The sequence below is a fragment of the Bacillus sp. TL12 genome, assembly GCF_022625245.1.
Lineage (GTDB): Bacteria > Bacillota > Bacilli > Bacillales > Bacillaceae_G > Bacillus_A.
Genome location: NZ_JAJJBY010000010.1, coordinates 39,788 through 57,411, shown reverse-complemented (window position 1 = coordinate 57,411; position 17,624 = coordinate 39,788). Strand labels below are relative to the sequence as shown.

Below are 17,624 nucleotides of genomic sequence, written 5' to 3'. Positions count from 1 at the left end.
CCGAGAAGCCCCCCTCCTCTAAACGAAGTGAAGGTGGGGGTAGTTCAATAACTTTTAATGTTTGACATAGACTAAACGCCAAAAATAAGTCTTTTATCAGAATCAAAAGGTATATGGGGAACAAATGTATAATCATCCATCATACGAGAAGTAAACCACTGATTAATAAACATTTAAAAACATAGTATTTACCATACGATGTTAATTCATTTATTTTCTAAGAGTAACTCCCCCTGCTGAAATAAGAAAATCGAATTCACCGTAACATCTGTTTTAAGTCCCTAGTACTTTTTTACCAAGAGGTTTCGTACTATTCGAATCTGGTTCAAGTGTAATACCAATGTTATCAAAGGACTGTTTTTGTGAAATTTCATATGTCAGAAGTCCTGAACCAGTTTCATCAGGTTTAAATATTCCAGCGTTTTTTCTTTCTCCATCTTTTAATAACCAAACTTGATACACTTCTGAATTTTTTACTTGTGGCAAATGATCAGCTTGTACAACTAATTTTTTCTTATCTCCTTGTTGCATAACAAATACATAACCCTTTGTATTTTCATGGTTTTGATCGATTGATACTAATGGATGAGTAGAAATTACTTTAATTGGATCACTGCTTAATTCATGCTTAGCTAAAGATTGTATTTTTAATTGTGAATTTTCGATTGTTAATGCTACTGTAATCACTAACATTGTTCCTAGTAATACCGTTGCCAACGGTGTAAATTGTTTTTTTAATAAAACCGTCCATTCTTTCAATTTCGCTGTTACTATGTTATCTCTATTCGTTTGTTCGTGAACAAATATAAAATCAAACACTTCAGCTTTTAATGTTGCTGGTACTTCTTTCTCCTCAAAATCGAAATGTAGTGCTTCCCAAGCTGCCTGCATTGATGAATACTCAGTTTGACATTTGGGGCATATCTTTAAATGTTCTTGAAACTTTCTTTGTTCTCTATCATCAAATGTATTCGTAACGTAAGATAGTAAATGCTCACATTCTCTCTCCATACTATCCCCCTCTATTCTAGATATTTTTTTAATCGCTTTAAAGATTGATGAAGACGACTTTTAGTGGTTCCCAATGGTTCATCTTCCATTTTAGCAATCTCACTAAGGGAATAACCTTTCCAATATAGCAAGTCGATTAATCTTTTTTGAGACGTAGACAAATTTTGCTTTGCCTTTTGAATTTCAACACTGTGCAGCCTTTTCTCGATTTGATTTTCTGAATCTGCTATATGCATATGTTTTTCAGAATCATAAACATTATGAAAGTTTCTATACGTAAGTTCTTTATTTTCTTTTCGGACATAATCAATACATATATTTCTCGTAATAGTAAGTAGCCAATTTACAAAATCACCTTTTGAAGGATTATACATACTTTTAGTTGTCCAAAGTTTCAAGAAAATTAATTGAACAACTTCTTTTGTTCTGTCTTCATTTCCTTGGAAAAATTTAAAAGTGAAGCTATATATCAACTTAATATATCGTTCATAGAGTTCTTCTAATGCAGGACGATAGTTTCCTTTTACTAATTGCATTAACTCATAATCATTTTTTTCTTTCATTCTCACCTGCACTCCCTAGTGTTTTTCGTTTATTTCTGATAATTCGGAATTAATTTAATTATATAATTCAAATAGAAAAATAGGAACCACCAACAACGTTGATCGCTCCTTTTAACAGAATATTCACCCCACTATTCGCGGGCAGTAAGACCCTCACCTCAAGGTTCAGAGAAAAGCGAAGAAGATTGATGGTGGATAACTGCTGGCATGCGCCCTATTCGGCGTGCTTTCCATCACTGTTTAAATGTAGTTTCACTATTCAGTACAAACCATATATCTTTAACCCCTTGTCCATTTATATCTCCTTTTGATTTATCATTAGCAAAATAGTAAAGAGGGTAGCCTTTATACGTTACTTGTTGTTCTTTCGTATCTTCTCTTGTTATCGTAGCAAAATCTTTTATATCAAATCCTTTTGGCACTTCAAAATCTTTCGCAACAAATGGCGGCCAAAGTTTTACACAGTCACCACTACAATTACTTACCTTAGATGTGTCTTTTGCAAAATAATAAAGTGTCTTTCCGTTTGAATCTGCTAAGTATTTTCCAACTTTATCATTCTCCAATAATTGTAAACTAGGAGATTCGTTTTTATCACTAATAACTTCACTCACGTTTTCTCCACTCGTTTTCTTACTTTGAGCATCTTCTTTCTTATCGCTATTACACGCTGTTAATAAAAAAAGGCTCGCTAATATGGACACAATACATTGCCATGCTTTCATACTGACTCCTCCTTCAATTTTTCATTTATATTTAAGGTAACGATAGAAAGGTTTGATTGGTTTGATAAAAAATAAAAAAAGATGCAAGCCTCTCCCTCTGCTTACATCTTTTTTTAACTCTATCAATTTATGACTTTTTCTTATACAAAAAATTGTTATTCACCCCGGAGCATTCTTCATATATTATGATTTGTTGTGAGATTCTACATTTATGACGACATTTCCCTTCTTGTGTCCTTTCTCAACATATCTATGGGCTTCCACAATCTCCTCCAATGCATAGCACCTGTCAATGACCGCTTTTACCTTCCCTGTCTCAACAAGATCTTTAAGGAAGTCTAATGCTTCGGAAGTTTCAGATGAATTTTGACCTAATATTAGCTTCTTGCTGCTTGTCACTTTAGTCCATAGCATTCGCACACTTGGCAACGGTTCAACGACATTTATATAGGTACCATCCTTCTTTAACAACTTGATACAGTCTGAAAACGAGCTCTTGTTTACCGCTTCAAAAATAACATCATAAGTTTCATCTGTAGTAGAAAAATCTTTTGTAGTGTAATCGATTACCTTGTCGGCTCCCAGAGATTTTACCAATTCTAAATTTGCGCTACTGCAAACCCCTGTAACTTTTGCTCCAAAATACTTGGAAATCTGTACTGCATAACTTCCTACACTTCCAGAAGCTCCATATACAAGAATATTTTGATCGCTCTGAACGTTAGCTTTTGTAAGAAAAAACAGGGCTGTACATGCTCCAATTGGAATAGCGGCAGCTTCCTCATAGGTTATATTAGAGGGCTTAATAGAGACTGCTCCATCTTCAGGCAGACAAATATACTCGGCATAAGAACCAAAACCCACTTGGGTAGCCGCAAAAACTTGGTCCCCTTCCTTAAACCGCTTGACCTCTTTCCCTACTGACTCAACTTCTCCAGCTAACTCCATTCCTAATATTTGTTTTTTAGGTTGACTTAAACCAAGTGTGATTCGAGCAGGTAGCCAAACAGAACGAGGAACCGTAAAACTCCGTAACCGAATATCTCCTGCTGTTACAGTTGTTGCTTTTATTTTGACCAGTATTTCATTGTTCTTAGGAACAGGTTTCTCTACCTCTTTCAGTTGAAGAACGTCGGGGGAACCGTACTTTGTGTACACAATTGCTTTCATTCATCTTCCTCCAATTTGTTCTATTTATTAATATCATACGAATAACACGAATAAATAGAACAATGGTTCACTCTTCAACAAAATACTAAAAGCAGTGTGATTGTACTTGCGAAATCCACTGCCTTTATACTTGTTTTTATATATACTTTTTGCAATGCGAGTACCTCAAAAGAGAGTGGCTTGCTAAAAAGGTGGGTCACTTTTTTATACACAGTTTTTTGCCTATAATCGCCAGTGAAGTTTACATAACGTAATTATGATTTACTTATTTATCTAAATAGCATGTTCTTTCTTCACTTGTTAAAAACTGAAACCATCTCTGCCGAAACTTAATTTGAGCTGCATCTGCGTATACATGTGCCTCCATTTTTAAAGCTTCTGGAATGGGCCTTGGATGCTGACTTTCTACTACCACTTGATCTTCTTGAAGAACTTTCAAACTATACCGGCTAAAAATTGTATGTAGGAACGGCATTTTTTTCGCAAAGTTTCTTCCTGCTAATCCAAAAATCATTGTTTCTTCTTCATCTATCGGTGTAAAAGTAACAAAATTAATAAACTTCTTGTTTACTCCTTCTAACGGTTTTAACAGCCATTGCTGAGGAAACTTATAACATAAATAGGCCTCACCATTTTTCAAGGAAAAGGCCTCTAAATCACCTTCAATTTGCAATTCTTCTAACTCAGGGTTCGTGCCTTTCCCAATTGTATTCTTATGAACAAAGCTTAAATGGACAACATCAAGTACACTTTCTACAACTCTTGTAAAGTGAGCATTCCAATTTGCTTTATAAAGCGAAAATACAAAACTTGTATCTTCAACTTCTTCAAATAGTTCCAATACCGGTAATTCCTCATCACTTACCTGACAGTCTGGATATATCCAAATCAGTCCAGCTCTTTCAATTACAGGATAAGACTTCGTGTGTGCAAATTTCGGTATCGGCTTCGAGGGCTGAGATGGAATGCATACACAAGTACCTCCTTCATCGAACTCCCATCCATGGTATGCACATGTTACTCTCCCTTTTCTAATGGAACCTAGAGATAAATCTGCCCCTCGGTGCGGACAATAAGCCGCTATTGCTTGTATATTCCCATCTTTATTTCGAAATAAAACCAAATCCCTTCCTATTATTTTTTTCTTTATCGGCCGACTCGTAACATCCTTTGAAAAACAGATAGCATACCAAGTACACGGGAACATACGATTTATATTATCATCCATATGTACCTCCCCATCACCCTAAAACTAGTATTTTCACATTGTATGTACATTCAAGTTTTAATAGACACAAATAAAAGAAGAAACCTATATTGTTTCTCCTTTTCCATAAAACATTCTATTTTGTCCTCAAAGTTTGTTTAATAATTGATTTAAATCTTGCTTCGTTTTCGTCGTTAACGATTTTATTCGTTTCATATCTATTTTTTCTTTTTCAGCTGCGACAATTAAAGGGTACATACTTTGTCCAATCGTTTTATAATCAGTTGGATGAGTCGCTTCTAATTCTTTTTCGATTACATCCCATTTTTCATTAATTTGCTTTCCTAGCTTATTCACGGTATCTAGCTTAGGATTTGCAGCTAATTGTTTATCTAAACTGTCAATAAGCTGCGCAACTGCTTTCACATTTGTTTTCACAGCCGCGCTTTTATTTGTATCTTTCGTTGTAGTTTTTCCATTCGTAGATTGTTCTGTCGTTTTTGTATTCGTCTCTTTTTCGGAGGCTTTTCCACTTGTCGTTTGCTCGTTAGTTTTAGCATTTGTTTCTTTTTCTGTAGATTTAGCATTGCTCTCCGTTCCAGACGATTCTTTAGAATTTTTTTGATCTTTCTCTGTTTTTTCATTAGTAGATGTACTTGTTTCTTTCTCACCGTTTTTTGTTGCAGATGTTTCATCAGCATTCGTTGTTTTTGCTTCTTCCTGCGCGTTCGTTTGTTCCTTTTTCGCTTGATCTTTTTCTGCGGAAGGACTACAAGCTGTAACGGAGAGCATTGTACCAATTGCTAGTGATGCAATCGTGATTTTTTTCATTTTCATAAAAAGCCTCCTATATTTACAATTTTATCCTCCCCTTTACGATTCTATTTCTCCATAAAAATCCCTTTTTGTTCTAATTATCATCTTTCCGACAGAAATCTTCATATTCATATGCTATTTGTCCAATTGTTAACATTTACTATTCGAGTTTTTTCTACCTGATCAACCTTCCTTAACATAAGGGAAGGAGAATATATTGTCATATAAAGTACCGTATGCTTTATATGACAATATATTCTCCTCTCAAAAACCGCTATTTACTGACAATCTATTAATTTTATATAAAAATCAATTGGATAAATATTTTTCAATTCATATTATTTCTCAACATTTTGTTTACATAATAAAATTATAAAATGCTAATAAAACCCACCATTCGAATGAATGACTTGTCCCGTCACCCATCTTGCTTCCTCGCTTACTAAAAATTGTATGAGACGTGCTATATCCACAGGCTCTCCTATTCTTCCCGCTGGAAATTTGGTTATTAAATACGATTGAATTTCCTCTGTCATCCACCCTGTATTGGTCGGACCTGGGTCAACAGCATTTACAGTAATCCCTTTTTCCATAGCAACAGGTGCTACTGACTTAGTAAAGGCTTCTATTGCCCCTTTCGTTGCGATATAAGCAAGTTCATTTGGCATTGGGCCTAATGATTGGCCAGATGTAAGGTTTACAATACTTCCACTTGTTTCAAGTGAATAATGATTAATAAATAGCGTACTTAATAACATCGTAGCACGCATATTTACCGTATAATGCTTATCAAGTTGCTCTACATCAAGTTCCTCAACAGTTGTATTAGTGGAATATGCAGCATTGTTAATGAGAATAGATGGCTCTCCCAATCGTTCTGATGCCATATATAATAACCGGTTTGGTGCATATGATTGCGATAAGTTCACCTCAGCCATTTCACAACGCACGCCATAATTTTCAATTTCTCTTTTCAATAAAAATGGTTCTTCCTCATTCATACTCCATGGCATTGCCTTATCATACCGAGGCCAGTAGGTGAAAAAAATATCGATGCCTTTTTGAGCAAGCGCCTTACAAATCGCTGCGCCAATTCCATTTAAACGTGTCGCACCTGTAACAATTGCTATTTTCGCCACTGGTTTATTCCTCCTATCCAGTAAAATAAATCCCCTGCATGCGTGCAGAGGATTTATCATGTTATTTAATATTCGCTAAAATGCGCTCTGCTCCTAACTGTAAACTACGTGTTACAATTACATTTATAATAATAAATGCGATTAATAGAATACTAAACATTCCCCACATACCGATTCCAAAGAAAAAGTATAATCCAACAACTCCAGCTACGATTACTAAATCCATCGCAATATTTGCAAGGAAATTCCATAAAGTTGTGTACCTGCTTTTAAATAACTTTTGCTCCGAATCCCAATGTATATCCGCCGTTTGAGCGTCCCAACGTGTACCAATTAAGTTTGTCAACCAAAGGCCATTTGCACTTAATAAAAACCATAGCAACATAAAGAGTGGTGACACACCAGCAACGATTGTCATGATAAGACCAAACACAGCTAAAATTGTTATATTAATAAGCCATGCTGTGAAAACTTTTGCAAAAAATATATCTGATGCCTTTACTGGTAAATAACGATTGACAAACCACGAACTCCCATCCCTAGAAAAAGACGTTGTGGCAATGACATTACTTCCCATTAAGAATAAACCTGCACAGAAACCTATGCCAAGAGCTAAACCAGACCATTCTGGCTCTTTTATAAACTTAGTTAACCACTTTAAGTTCCCCTCTTGTACGAAAAGTATAAAGAATAACATAATTGGCATCACAAAAGTTTGCACGATACAATTTATAAAAAATTGTGGTGTTCGGAATAAAATTTTGAACTCTTTTTTCACATAAGCTTTTATGTGTGAACTTTGTACAGTTGATTTTTTAAATCTTTCTGCAGAGATAGCCTCTTTTTTTGCCGTACTCGTTGAAAGACCAATAACTCCCTTTAAATATGTACGCTGTGCAACATAGAAAAATAATCCGAAAAATGCTAAAGAAATGACCGCGAATAAGACAACATATATAATCCCTTTCCAAGAAGCATGTTCTATTAATCCCATTGCTCCAAAGTATGTTGTCGGAAAATAATTTGTCATCTGAACGAAGAGGGACGATTGATTATCAGCAAAGTAATTTGCCATCATATCCCCTGATACTGCACTTTTGTTTCGCCATTGAATAAATACATTAATACCTACGATAAACAATAAGGTTAATATTCCAATAAATATATTACTACGATCATTATTTTTAGCTATATTTGTATAACGCATAATAACTGTCATTAAAAGTGATGCAAGTACTAGCGGGATAATCGGGAAAAATATATAAATGAATACTACATATAAATAGTATGTAATGAATGCACCGCTTTGCACACCATATACAATAAAGATTGGCAATAAAATGAAAGATCCCATCACATATTGTGTAATTAATACCGTAATAAATTTCGCCGTAATGATTTGTGATGGTTGCAGTGGTAAAGGTAATAAAGTTTCAACATCATTATTATAATAAAATACCGTTAAAATGTTCGTAATACTAATTACAAATACCCATATGCTCGCAACAGCTAATCCCATTCCAATTATCGATGTTTCTTGTCCGATTGATTCCATTCCAGCGTACATTCCATATGTAATTGGGCCGATAAATATAAAGCCAGCAAATAATAATGCTAAAAATGAAAATGCATACGCCCACCGTTTCTTTTTATCCGTTATGATATCGGCATAATTTAATTTCAATAATACTTTTGTTAATGTCCAAATTTTATTCATTTCCAGTCATCTCCAAGAACATTTTCTCAAGTGATTCATTGGATTTAAAATGATCTCTCATTTCATTTAAATTTCCTTGGAACTGTAAATTCCCCTTATTAATAATCGCAACTCGATCACATAATTTCTCAGCTACTTCAAGCACGTGTGTTGAGAAAAATACTGTTTTCCCTTTATCTGCATGCTCTCTCATCATCTGTTTTAAAATAAACGCTGACTTTGGATCAAGCCCTGTCATTGGTTCATCTAAAATCCATACGTCTGGATCATGCAGCAGTACACCAATAATAATAATCTTCTGTCTCATTCCGTGTGAATAACTCTGAATTTGATCCGACAAAGCATTATAGAGATCAAATCTCTTAGTCAACGATTGAATTTTCTCCTGTCTAATTTCATTGGGAACCTCATACGTATCCGCCATAAAGTTTAAATACTCGATTCCTTTTAATCTTAAAAACATATCTGGACTATCTGGTACATACCCAAATGTTTTCTTTGCTTCTAAAGGTTCCTTTGTCACATCTTTTCCATTGATCGAAATTGTTCCTTTATCTATCGCATGAATACCTGTTGCCATTTTAATCGTTGTCGATTTCCCAGCACCATTTGGACCTAAAAATCCAAATATCTCTCCACTAGGTACTGTTAAACTTAAATCTTTTACTGCATATGACGAACCATTATAACTCTTTGATACATTTACAATCTCAATCATTTTATCCAATCCTTTCCTCAATTACCAATAAATTATATCTCTATTATAGCATAATTCTATTTTTAGATTTTTGTATTTTTCAGATTAAACAGATCAACAAAATGTATCAGTTTATTGAGAAAGGTTATTGTCCATATTCATTTTGATTTTCCAATCGTTTCACATAATATTTGGCTAAAACCGCTTCTACGTAAAAACAAACGCTCTCGTTTTATATCAGTATTTCAATCTATAAATATCTTTAACCATTAAAATAGATATATAAACCTAGTCCAACAATTAAAACCACTGCTAATAAAAGATAAATCATTGTAAGCCTTGTAATATTACCTTTCGTTGCTTTACTATAATTTTCATCTCCATTTTTCCCAACTACTATTGTTCCAACAACTATTACCGCCACAATCATTAACATAATTAACATCCACTTGATCATGCGTTCCCCCCCTCCCTTTCTCTTGTAACCATTTTACGATATTTTTACTGTTGATAACCTAAGAATATTATCATTTTTCTGAATTTTTATTAAATATATAATTAAAATTCATTCATAGAGAAAGGAAGATATAATCCTTCTTTACAACTGGCCCATGACATTACGAAAGCATTGAATACTTCCATTGATAAAATATTTATTTTTAATGAAAAATAGTCTACAAAAAATCCCTCCTCTTATTATAAGAGGGATTTTTTGTAAGATTTATATGGATTGTTAAGAGTAACTCCTATGTAACCAAAAAGATAGAAAAAGCACTTATTCAAAATCCCTCAGTTCCCAGCCTTTCTTACAATCCCTACAATCTCAGTTAACTCACGAATTTCATATGTTGGTTGAATACCTATATGATTCTCTTTACCATTTGGATTAAACCAACAAGTATAAATCCCGTAATTTATTCCTCCTTGGATATCAGAAGTTAAAGAATCTCCTACAATTAACACTTCCGTTTTATCAGTAATCTTCAACTTAGAAAATGCATATTCGAAAACACCTCGGTCCGGCTTCTGAAACCCAGCTTCTTCTGAAATGATAAGATGCTCAAAAGTATTACGAAGAGGAGATTCCTCTATTCTGTTTTTTTGCACATCAGTAAATCCATTTGTTATAATAGCTAGCCTGCACCCCGTAAGACGGTTGAACAAGTCTACAGCTCCCGGTACAAGATGTACTTCTTTTCCCAAGTATGTAAGATATACACGGTTAAATGTAGCCGCGTCAATCTCTAAATTATGTTCTAAAAACAACCTTCTAAATCTCTCTACTCCCAATTCTGATAAAGTGGTAGTTCCCTGTTCTAAGTCTCTCCATAATACTTTACTAATCTCTTTATAGCTGTTTCTATACTCCACTTCCCCCGTAGGTAATCCAAACTCTTCAAAAACTTTATGTAATGCATTTTTTTCTGACATACTGAAGTCCAATAATGTATCATCCACATCGAAGAATATAACTTTGTATTTCATAGTTTCCTCCATTACTCATCTGCTAATTATTGAACTACCCCCACCTTCACTTCGTTTAGGGGAGGGGGATGAATCGGTTAAAATGATAAAAACAATCCTGTATTACTGGCATAATACAGGATTGTTTGATTACTTCTCTTCTAATAACAATGCTTTCATATTTTCTAACTGGTATTTTGTAAAACCAAGCCCTGTTTCAGCATAGTTTTCAATACTGCCGAATGCACGTTTTATTTCGTCAATTGCAGCTTGTAAATACTCCGCACGAGCTTCAAACATAGCCCCTAATATTTCTTTGCTTTCCTCGTTTTGTAGCTTCGCACCTAAAAAGGCCATCATTTTTTGATTTAACTTTTCACGGAATCCATTACTTAATAAATAGTCTTGCATCACTGTTTCTTCTGAGACACCAAGAAGAAGTAATAATAAAGCAGACCCAAATCCTGTTCGATCCTTCCCAGCTGTACAATGATTAACTAGCGGTAAATTTCCCGGTTCTTGAGCGAGCTGTAGAAAACGTACAAATGCTTCATTTCCCTCTACAAAGCCTTTATTCATTTTCACTAAATACTCACCTGGTTTTCCAAGCATTGATAAATCCCCGACTTGGAAAAACTCATTAATATTTAGGTCTTTTGCTATATCTTGCATGACTGGTAAACAGACTTGACGGGCACCAGCAATGCTTGGATTCGGTTTATGTGTCACTTCAAAATCTGTTCGATAATCACAAATTAGTTTTAAACCAGATTGCTCTAAATAAGCAATATCCCATTCTGTTAATCCTGCTAATTCTTCTGAGCGATATAATTTCCCCCACTTTACTTTATGGCCATCACTTGTTTCATAACCACCTAAATCGCGGAAATTAAACGCTCCTTGTAATGGCAACCTGCGTTCTGCTACAGTCACAGCTTGTCCATTACTTGCTATTAATCGGAAATATGGACGCGCTTTTGAATTTGGATCTTCTATCGTACACGATGATTGACCTGATACTTTTAATAAAAACTCTCCATTCTCCTCAATTTGTTCTGATGAAGTACTCCAATAAATCGTAACTTCCCCTACACCGTCTTCCCATACTATATGTAACGTATTATTTGACTTTCGTTCTACGCTTGCTTGTAACCAATCTTTATATTGTGTCATAATTTCACCAATACTTTCTTTATATATTCCGGTAAATGAAGCAATTCTCTATTTTATTGTATTACAAATGTCCTAGTTCTGTCGTGACTATATTTATGACATTCTTTTGTCTATTCTTTGAAATTAAGAAAAGATTTCTTGTACTTTTGCAAGTGTTGTACACGGAATACCGCGAAATACATAGGCGATCTGCTTGTCACCTAAATCTTGATATACGACTGTACCGCGCTGAGGATGAGTATAAAACTCTAATCCATTTAGCACTTGCACTAGGCTATAATTTCTAGTCCAGGACGATACTGGATAATAATTACGCTTTGAATGAAGACACGCCCAAAGTGCATATACTTGTTCCTTTACATCCCAATATACATATTGTGTTTCCTCATCTCCAAAACCAATTGATTCGAGTTTCCAACCATCCGGAATCATAATCGGTAAGGAGTCAAACTGCACTTCATTTGGTGAATACCACTTACTGCATCTGCTTATTTCACCATCAATTTGTACTCTTGCTTGAAAACTTAAGTGATGAAACGGCTTATTTACTTGTTTTTTTGCTTTTTCTAGATCTAATGGCTGCAAACCTTCTAAAAACTGCTCCATTTCTTGTTGCTGCACGAATCCTTCATCAATCGAAATTTCAACTTGTGCTTTCCATTTAGAGATAACATAACTCACTTTTCCTTTATAATTTGTCCCTTTCCAATATATAAGGTCATTATACCGAGAACATTCACCTTGCGTTTTGTAAATACAACTATCTGGAAATGTTGGTTCCATTATATCGAGAAAAAATTCTTTTACTCGAAACACCCCCGTCGGTGTAAAAACTTGAAACCAAAGTGTTTCCCATTTCGCTCCTTCCTTTCGTTCTGATACATTTTCAATATGCCAACCATCGAATAATACAGATGGATACAGTGCAACTATATGTCCCAGGTTTTGTTTTAACATCATATTCCCCCTCTTGTTATCTACTTCGGGAGGAGCTATGATTTATCCTTGCATGAGCAGGATTGTCTTCGAATATATAGAATACTAGGAAACAATGCATTACGAAAGCATAGAGGAGGCGCAACTTTGGATATCATTGCATTGCAAAAACAATTGGAGCTCATTCAGCAAAATGACTATACACAGATGCAGAACATCGAGCTTAATGAGTTAAGTTCCCATATGATTGGGCATATTGGAACGACCGATAGCTATGTACGTGATCAATTAATATATAAATGTTTTGCACATTTTATTCAAAATGAATTTCTATCCCATGATAACTTAGAAACTCTGTTAACGACCTGTCTAAGTGACGATTACTTATATCAAGAAATCTCCTCTCCCAATACAGATGGAGTTTTCACTCGTTCTTATACCACTTTATTAATAGGACTCATTATACAGTTCGATAACTCTCACTCATTCTTATTACAAGAAACTGTGCAAAACGTAAAAGAAAAGCTTATTACATATATGAATCTTGAAATAGATTATCGTGGATATGTACAAGATAAAGGCTGGGCTCATAGCGTTGCCCATGCATCCGATGCCTTTAACGAACTGGTACACAGTGCACATATTACCTGTTCCTGTTATGAAGAGATTGCTCACTGCTTATTAAATAAAATTTTCATTTATTCTACCATATATCATAATAATGAAGATGAACGAATTGCAACTCCCCTCTTATCTATGCTTTATTATGACTTTCCAAGGGATCAACTTTTTTCGATTATTTATAAAAAAATAAAACGTTTAACACAGTTAAAAATTAGACTTTCTTGTCATGAATACTTTATATTATGTGCAAATGTAAAAACATTTTTACGCACCCTGTTTTTCAGAGCAAAAATAGATCCTAACCTTACTTCTGTAGCGAATCGTGCTGAAAAAATGTTGAGGGAATTACCGAAGTATTGTTAATAATAAAGGAGAAAAAAATGGGATATCTCGAAGATATGCGAAAACTTGTAGGGAACCATCCGCTTATCATAACTGGTTCACACGTAATCGTTTTAAATAAACAAAATGAAATATTACTTCAGCTTCGCACTGATTTCAATATGTGGGGCATTATTGGTGGTGCTCTTGGATATGGAGAAACATTAGAAGAAGCTGCAAAACGAGAAGCATTTGAAGAAACAGGACTTATCGTAAAAGATTTAGAACTATTTCACACCTTTTCAGGACCAAACTTGTTTCAAATATATCCAAACGGCGATCAAGTATATGGTGTCATGGTAGTTTATATTTGCCGAAATTATGAAGGTGAGTTGCAATGTGACCGTAATGAATCAAAAGAATTGCTTTTTTTCCCATTGCATGCACTCCCACATAATATTGGTGCTGTACCTAAAATGATTATTGATCAATTTCAGCAATCCGTTACAATGAATACAGAAAAATAAGGGAACGCTTATCGTTCCCTCTCATATCCAATCCTCTTTTTGATTTCAGCTAAATTCACCTTCGCGATTTCTCTCGCTCGCTCCGCACCTTTTTCTAAAGCCTCATACAATAAGTGTGGCTCATTCATATATCCCTCATACTTTTCCCTTGGTTCTTCTAACTCTCTGTTTACAACGCGAAATAGTTCTTTCTTTACATCTCCCCAACCAATGCCTGTTCTGTACTGCTCTCGCAAGCTTTTTGTCTCTTCCTCTGTGGCAAATTCCTTATATATCATAAATAACGTCTCAGGTTCTTTCGATTCATAAGGCAGGGAAGAATCAGTTTTAATTTTAAAAATTAACTTTTTGAGCTTTTCAGATTCTGCAAATAGCGGTATCACATTCCCATAACTTTTGCTCATCTTTCGTCCATCAAGTCCTGGCAAAATAGCCCCCTCTTCTTGCACTACATACTTAGGAAGTGTAAACGTCTCTCCGAAAGTATGATTAAAATACGTCGCAATATCCCGAGCAATTTCAATATGTTGAATTTGATCTTTTCCAACAGGTACATGGCTAGACTGAAATAACAATATATCTGCAGCCATTAATATTGGATACGTATATAATCCCATATTGACACCTGTATCAATATCAACACCTGTCTCCTTATTTTGTTCTATCTTTGCTTTATAAGCATGAGCTCGATTCATAAGGCCTTTTGGAGTCAGACAAGCTAAAATCCATGCTAGTTCTAAAATTTCTGGAACTTCCGTTTGTCGATAGAAGATAACATCTTCTCCAAGTCCTAATGCTAGCCATGTTGCAGCAACCTCTTTTGTATAATCACAAAACAGCTTAGGTTCTTGCATGGCGTTTAATGCATGGTAATCTGCTATAAAATACAGTGCTTTTCCGTCTTTCTTTTTAGACATGTTTAACGCAGGTTTAATCGCCCCAATATAATTCCCTAAATGCGGATGGCCAGTTGGCTTAATCCCTGTTAACATTATTTTCTCACTCATACTATCTCCTCCTTTCTACAAATAAAAGAGCCTCTCATCCTAGAAAAGGACGAGAGACTCCCGCGGTACCACCTTTATTAGCTACAATGATAGCTCACTTGATGCCTCTTTAACGCGAAGCAAATCGTCTTAGCCTACTCATTTCAGCTAGAAGCTCCAGAGTCCATTCCATGTTCATCCCTTACTGATTCCCACCAACCATCAGCTCTCTGCGAAGTTCTGAATATGTACTCTTCTCTATCATCGCTTTTTGTTCATTTTTTACATTTTATCACATTTCCTTTTCTGATAAACGTAAATTTTCTATTTATTCAAAGGTTTACAAATGAGAAAATGAAAAAAAGAGCTAAAGCAGAAAATTTCTGTTTTAACTCCTCTTTTTAAGTGTTCAGTTTAATAAATCTATACCCATGTGTAACAAGCACTTTTAAAATCACATAACCTGGAATCGCTAAAATAATCCCCATAATTCCAAATAGATTACCTGCTGTTAAAATAATAAAGATAATCGTAATTGGGTGAATGTCTAATTTTTTACCCATGACTTGTGGTGAAATAAACTTCCCTTCTGCCAATTGTACAATCATCATCACAATAATAACTTTTAGAATCATTGCTGGTGAATCAATAAAGGCAATGATTAAAGCCGGTGTAATCGCAATAATCGGTCCTACATATGGCACTACGTTTACAATCATAGCTAAAACAGCAAGTAAGACCGCATATTTAATCCCAATAATGAAATAACCGATTAATAACATAATCCCAATAAACAAACTAACAATAATTTGCCCTCTAATATATGAGCTAATGGCGTAATGCATATCATCTAATATAAGCTTAGCAGCAGGTTGTCTTTGTTCTGAAATAATCCTTAAAAAGTACTTTGGTAGTTTCTCTCCATCTTTTAAAAGATAGAATAATATAAAGGGTACCATTACAAATGTAAGCACGACTTCTGTAAGTGTACTTAAGAATCCAGTTACATTCCCAGTCACTGATGATAGCGAATTTGTAAAGTTCATTGTAGAATCTTTTACGATACTACCTACATCAATATTTAAGCTATCTTGAATCTTTCCAATTATATTACTTTCCCCAAATCTACGTGCTGCCCTCTCAATTTCATGACCGAAATATGGCAAGTTATCTATTAACGCATTTACTTGATCTTTAATAATCGGAATCACTGTCACAACAAGAAAAACAAACAACCCGATTACAAGTATGTATATAGAGGCAATGGAAATAATTCTAGAAACACCTTTTCTTTCTAAAAGCGAAACTAATGGATGTAAAATATAAAATAGTACCCCAGCTAACAACACTGGAAAAAAGATTGTTTTTAAAAAGACAATGAAGGGTGTAAATACAAACGAAATTTTTGTTAGTAGTAATATATTCACAAACAGTAAGGCAAATCCAAGCAGCACCGCTAAATAATTTTGTTCTTTAAAAAAATTTTTCAGTTTATCTCTTTTTCGTAAATTGACTTTCTCCAAATATACCACCTCTCTAAGTATGAAAAGCCCTTGAAAAGGGCTTTATGAAACAATCAGTAATATATTTCTATTCATTTGTGATCCAATAGAAAAGTTATACACACCCTTAGTTCATTACTTGCACCTTATCATTTTTCATTGAATGACAGCCATTCATAACAGGAGAGTTACTATAATATCACGAAATTCATGTACATACATTGTATCCAAGAGAGCTAAAATTTGTCAAATTTCATAGCGATTAATGTTATATAAATATATTTTTATCACACTTTAAACAATAATTATATCAATGTTTAACACATATTTTTTCTTATCTCAGGATAAAATTTAACATACAAAAAGGAGAGTAGCTAATGATTTGTAAAATTCCACCTACTTCTATTAAAGTAGCATCAGCTATTTTAGTGATCCAAATTCCTGCTTATAAAATTGAAGCAAAGTACATTAACAGCACAGCAATCCCACGTTTATATGATACTGTGGAAGACATTCAAAATTGTAATGAGACCTTTTATGGCTACATCTTTGAAAATAAACTAATAGGTTTTATCTCTTTTGTAAATGAAGGGACAATTATTGATATCCATCGCCTAGTTATATCTCCTGACTATTTTCATAGAGGAATTGCAACAAAGTTTCTCCTTCATTTATTTAGCATATCTCCTGACACAAAGAAATATATTGTACAAACAGGGAAAGCAAACATCCCTGCACTTTCTCTATATAAAAAACACGGATTCATTGAAGTAACAGACATTATTTTACCTGACGGACTTGTTCTTACACAGTTAGAAAAGGCAGAAAATACAAAATAATTTGACTTCTTTTGCGAGTTATGTTATCTTATTTTTTATAAAACCTTTTGCTGAATCCAAATTTTGGAACGGGGGAACCATTCATGTAGTTCATGCTACTTGGGGCGAATCTTTTTTAAGTAGGGAACTCTCACTTCCCGAGTCCGACAGCTAACCTCGTAAGCGTATTGGGAGAGGGAAGGTGCTTTTTACCTATGATACACAGTA

Annotated in this window: 18 protein-coding genes, 1 pseudogene, 1 riboswitch and 1 other annotated feature; of the genes and pseudogenes, 4 read left to right on the top strand and 15 right to left on the bottom strand. The window is 34.4% G+C overall.

Going from position 1 to position 17,624, the window contains the following annotated elements:
• Positions 1–273 precede the first annotated feature (273 nt).
• The 10 genes from LOK41_RS11765 to LOK41_RS11720 form a co-directional block, all read right to left on the bottom strand.
• Complete coding sequence (locus tag LOK41_RS11765; RefSeq protein ID WP_241816609.1) at positions 274–1,011, bottom strand: anti-sigma factor; 738 nt, start codon at positions 1,009–1,011, stop codon at positions 274–276.
• An 11-nt stretch (positions 1,012–1,022) separates the two neighbouring features.
• Positions 1,023–1,574 (bottom strand): RNA polymerase sigma factor, encoded by a 552-nt coding sequence (locus LOK41_RS11760; protein WP_174102468.1) that lies wholly within the window; start codon positions 1,572–1,574, stop codon positions 1,023–1,025.
• Positions 1,575–1,807: 233 nt separating this feature from the next.
• Complete coding sequence (locus tag LOK41_RS11755; protein WP_241816608.1) at positions 1,808–2,299, bottom strand: COG4315 family predicted lipoprotein; 492 nt, start codon at positions 2,297–2,299, stop codon at positions 1,808–1,810.
• A 183-nt stretch (positions 2,300–2,482) separates the two neighbouring features.
• A complete protein-coding gene (locus LOK41_RS11750) occupies positions 2,483–3,469 on the bottom strand; it encodes an NAD(P)-dependent alcohol dehydrogenase (RefSeq protein WP_241816607.1) in 987 nt (328 codons plus the stop codon).
• 265 nt (positions 3,470–3,734) lie between these two features.
• Complete coding sequence (locus tag LOK41_RS11745) at positions 3,735–4,697, bottom strand: aromatic ring-hydroxylating dioxygenase subunit alpha (protein WP_241816606.1); 963 nt, start codon at positions 4,695–4,697, stop codon at positions 3,735–3,737.
• 126 nt (positions 4,698–4,823) lie between these two features.
• Positions 4,824–5,513 carry a hypothetical protein gene (locus tag LOK41_RS11740; RefSeq protein ID WP_241816605.1) on the bottom strand — a complete coding sequence of 230 codons (690 nt, stop codon included), beginning with the start codon at positions 5,511–5,513 and terminating at the stop codon, positions 4,824–4,826.
• A 359-nt stretch (positions 5,514–5,872) separates the two neighbouring features.
• Positions 5,873–6,631, bottom strand: a complete 759-nt coding sequence (locus tag LOK41_RS11735; protein WP_241816604.1) for an SDR family oxidoreductase — start codon at positions 6,629–6,631, stop codon at positions 5,873–5,875.
• 61 nt (positions 6,632–6,692) lie between these two features.
• Positions 6,693–8,348 carry a putative ABC transporter permease subunit gene (locus LOK41_RS11730; protein WP_241816603.1) on the bottom strand — a complete coding sequence of 552 codons (1,656 nt, stop codon included), beginning with the start codon at positions 8,346–8,348 and terminating at the stop codon, positions 6,693–6,695.
• Positions 8,341–9,066, bottom strand: a complete 726-nt coding sequence (locus tag LOK41_RS11725) for an ABC transporter ATP-binding protein (RefSeq protein ID WP_241816602.1) — start codon at positions 9,064–9,066, stop codon at positions 8,341–8,343. The genes LOK41_RS11730 and LOK41_RS11725 overlap by 8 nt, the downstream gene beginning before the upstream one ends.
• 241 nt (positions 9,067–9,307) lie before the next feature.
• Complete coding sequence (locus tag LOK41_RS11720; RefSeq protein WP_241816601.1) at positions 9,308–9,502, bottom strand: hypothetical protein; 195 nt, start codon at positions 9,500–9,502, stop codon at positions 9,308–9,310.
• A 108-nt stretch (positions 9,503–9,610) separates the two neighbouring features.
• Here LOK41_RS11720 and LOK41_RS11715 point away from each other — a divergent pair.
• A pseudogene (locus LOK41_RS11715) lies at positions 9,611–9,718 on the top strand (helix-turn-helix transcriptional regulator); the annotation flags it as partial.
• Between the two features lie 116 nt (positions 9,719–9,834).
• On the opposite strand, the gene LOK41_RS11710 reads toward LOK41_RS11715, so the two are convergent.
• The 3 genes from LOK41_RS11710 to LOK41_RS11700 all read right to left on the bottom strand — a co-directional run bounded on the left by LOK41_RS11710 (position 9,835) and on the right by LOK41_RS11700 (position 12,639).
• Complete coding sequence (locus LOK41_RS11710; RefSeq protein ID WP_241816600.1) at positions 9,835–10,530, bottom strand: YjjG family noncanonical pyrimidine nucleotidase; 696 nt, start codon at positions 10,528–10,530, stop codon at positions 9,835–9,837.
• Between the two features lie 129 nt (positions 10,531–10,659).
• Positions 10,660–11,682, bottom strand: coding sequence for a tyrosine-protein phosphatase (locus LOK41_RS11705; protein WP_241816599.1), 1,023 nt, complete (start codon positions 11,680–11,682; stop codon positions 10,660–10,662).
• 123 nt (positions 11,683–11,805) lie between these two features.
• Positions 11,806–12,639, bottom strand: coding sequence for a hypothetical protein (locus LOK41_RS11700; RefSeq protein WP_241816598.1), 834 nt, complete (start codon positions 12,637–12,639; stop codon positions 11,806–11,808).
• A gap of 126 nt (positions 12,640–12,765) precedes the next feature.
• Here LOK41_RS11700 and LOK41_RS11695 point away from each other — a divergent pair, with 126 nt between their 5' ends.
• Positions 12,766–13,605: a DUF2785 domain-containing protein gene (locus LOK41_RS11695; protein ID WP_241816597.1), complete on the top strand. Its 840-nt coding sequence runs from the start codon at positions 12,766–12,768 to the stop codon at positions 13,603–13,605.
• Between the two features lie 17 nt (positions 13,606–13,622).
• Entirely contained in the window at positions 13,623–14,090 is a 468-nt protein-coding gene (locus tag LOK41_RS11690) for an NUDIX hydrolase (protein ID WP_241816596.1), read from the top strand.
• An 8-nt stretch (positions 14,091–14,098) separates the two neighbouring features.
• Here LOK41_RS11690 and LOK41_RS11685 read toward each other — a convergent pair whose 3' ends face one another.
• Both LOK41_RS11685 and LOK41_RS11680 read right to left on the bottom strand, forming a co-directional pair.
• Positions 14,099–15,097 (bottom strand): tryptophan--tRNA ligase, encoded by a 999-nt coding sequence (locus LOK41_RS11685; RefSeq protein ID WP_241816595.1) that lies wholly within the window; start codon positions 15,095–15,097, stop codon positions 14,099–14,101.
• Positions 15,098–15,139: 42 nt separating this feature from the next.
• Positions 15,140–15,350: a binding site (T-box leader), on the bottom strand.
• Between the two features lie 127 nt (positions 15,351–15,477).
• Positions 15,478–16,599, bottom strand: a complete 1,122-nt coding sequence (locus LOK41_RS11680) for an AI-2E family transporter (RefSeq protein WP_241816594.1) — start codon at positions 16,597–16,599, stop codon at positions 15,478–15,480.
• Positions 16,600–16,955: 356 nt separating this feature from the next.
• Here LOK41_RS11680 and LOK41_RS11675 point away from each other — a divergent pair, with 356 nt between their 5' ends.
• Positions 16,956–17,417 (top strand): GNAT family N-acetyltransferase, encoded by a 462-nt coding sequence (locus tag LOK41_RS11675; RefSeq protein WP_241816593.1) that lies wholly within the window; start codon positions 16,956–16,958, stop codon positions 17,415–17,417.
• Positions 17,418–17,455: 38 nt separating this feature from the next.
• Positions 17,456–17,598, top strand: a riboswitch (cyclic di-AMP (ydaO/yuaA leader).
• Positions 17,599–17,624: the final 26 nt, after the last annotated feature.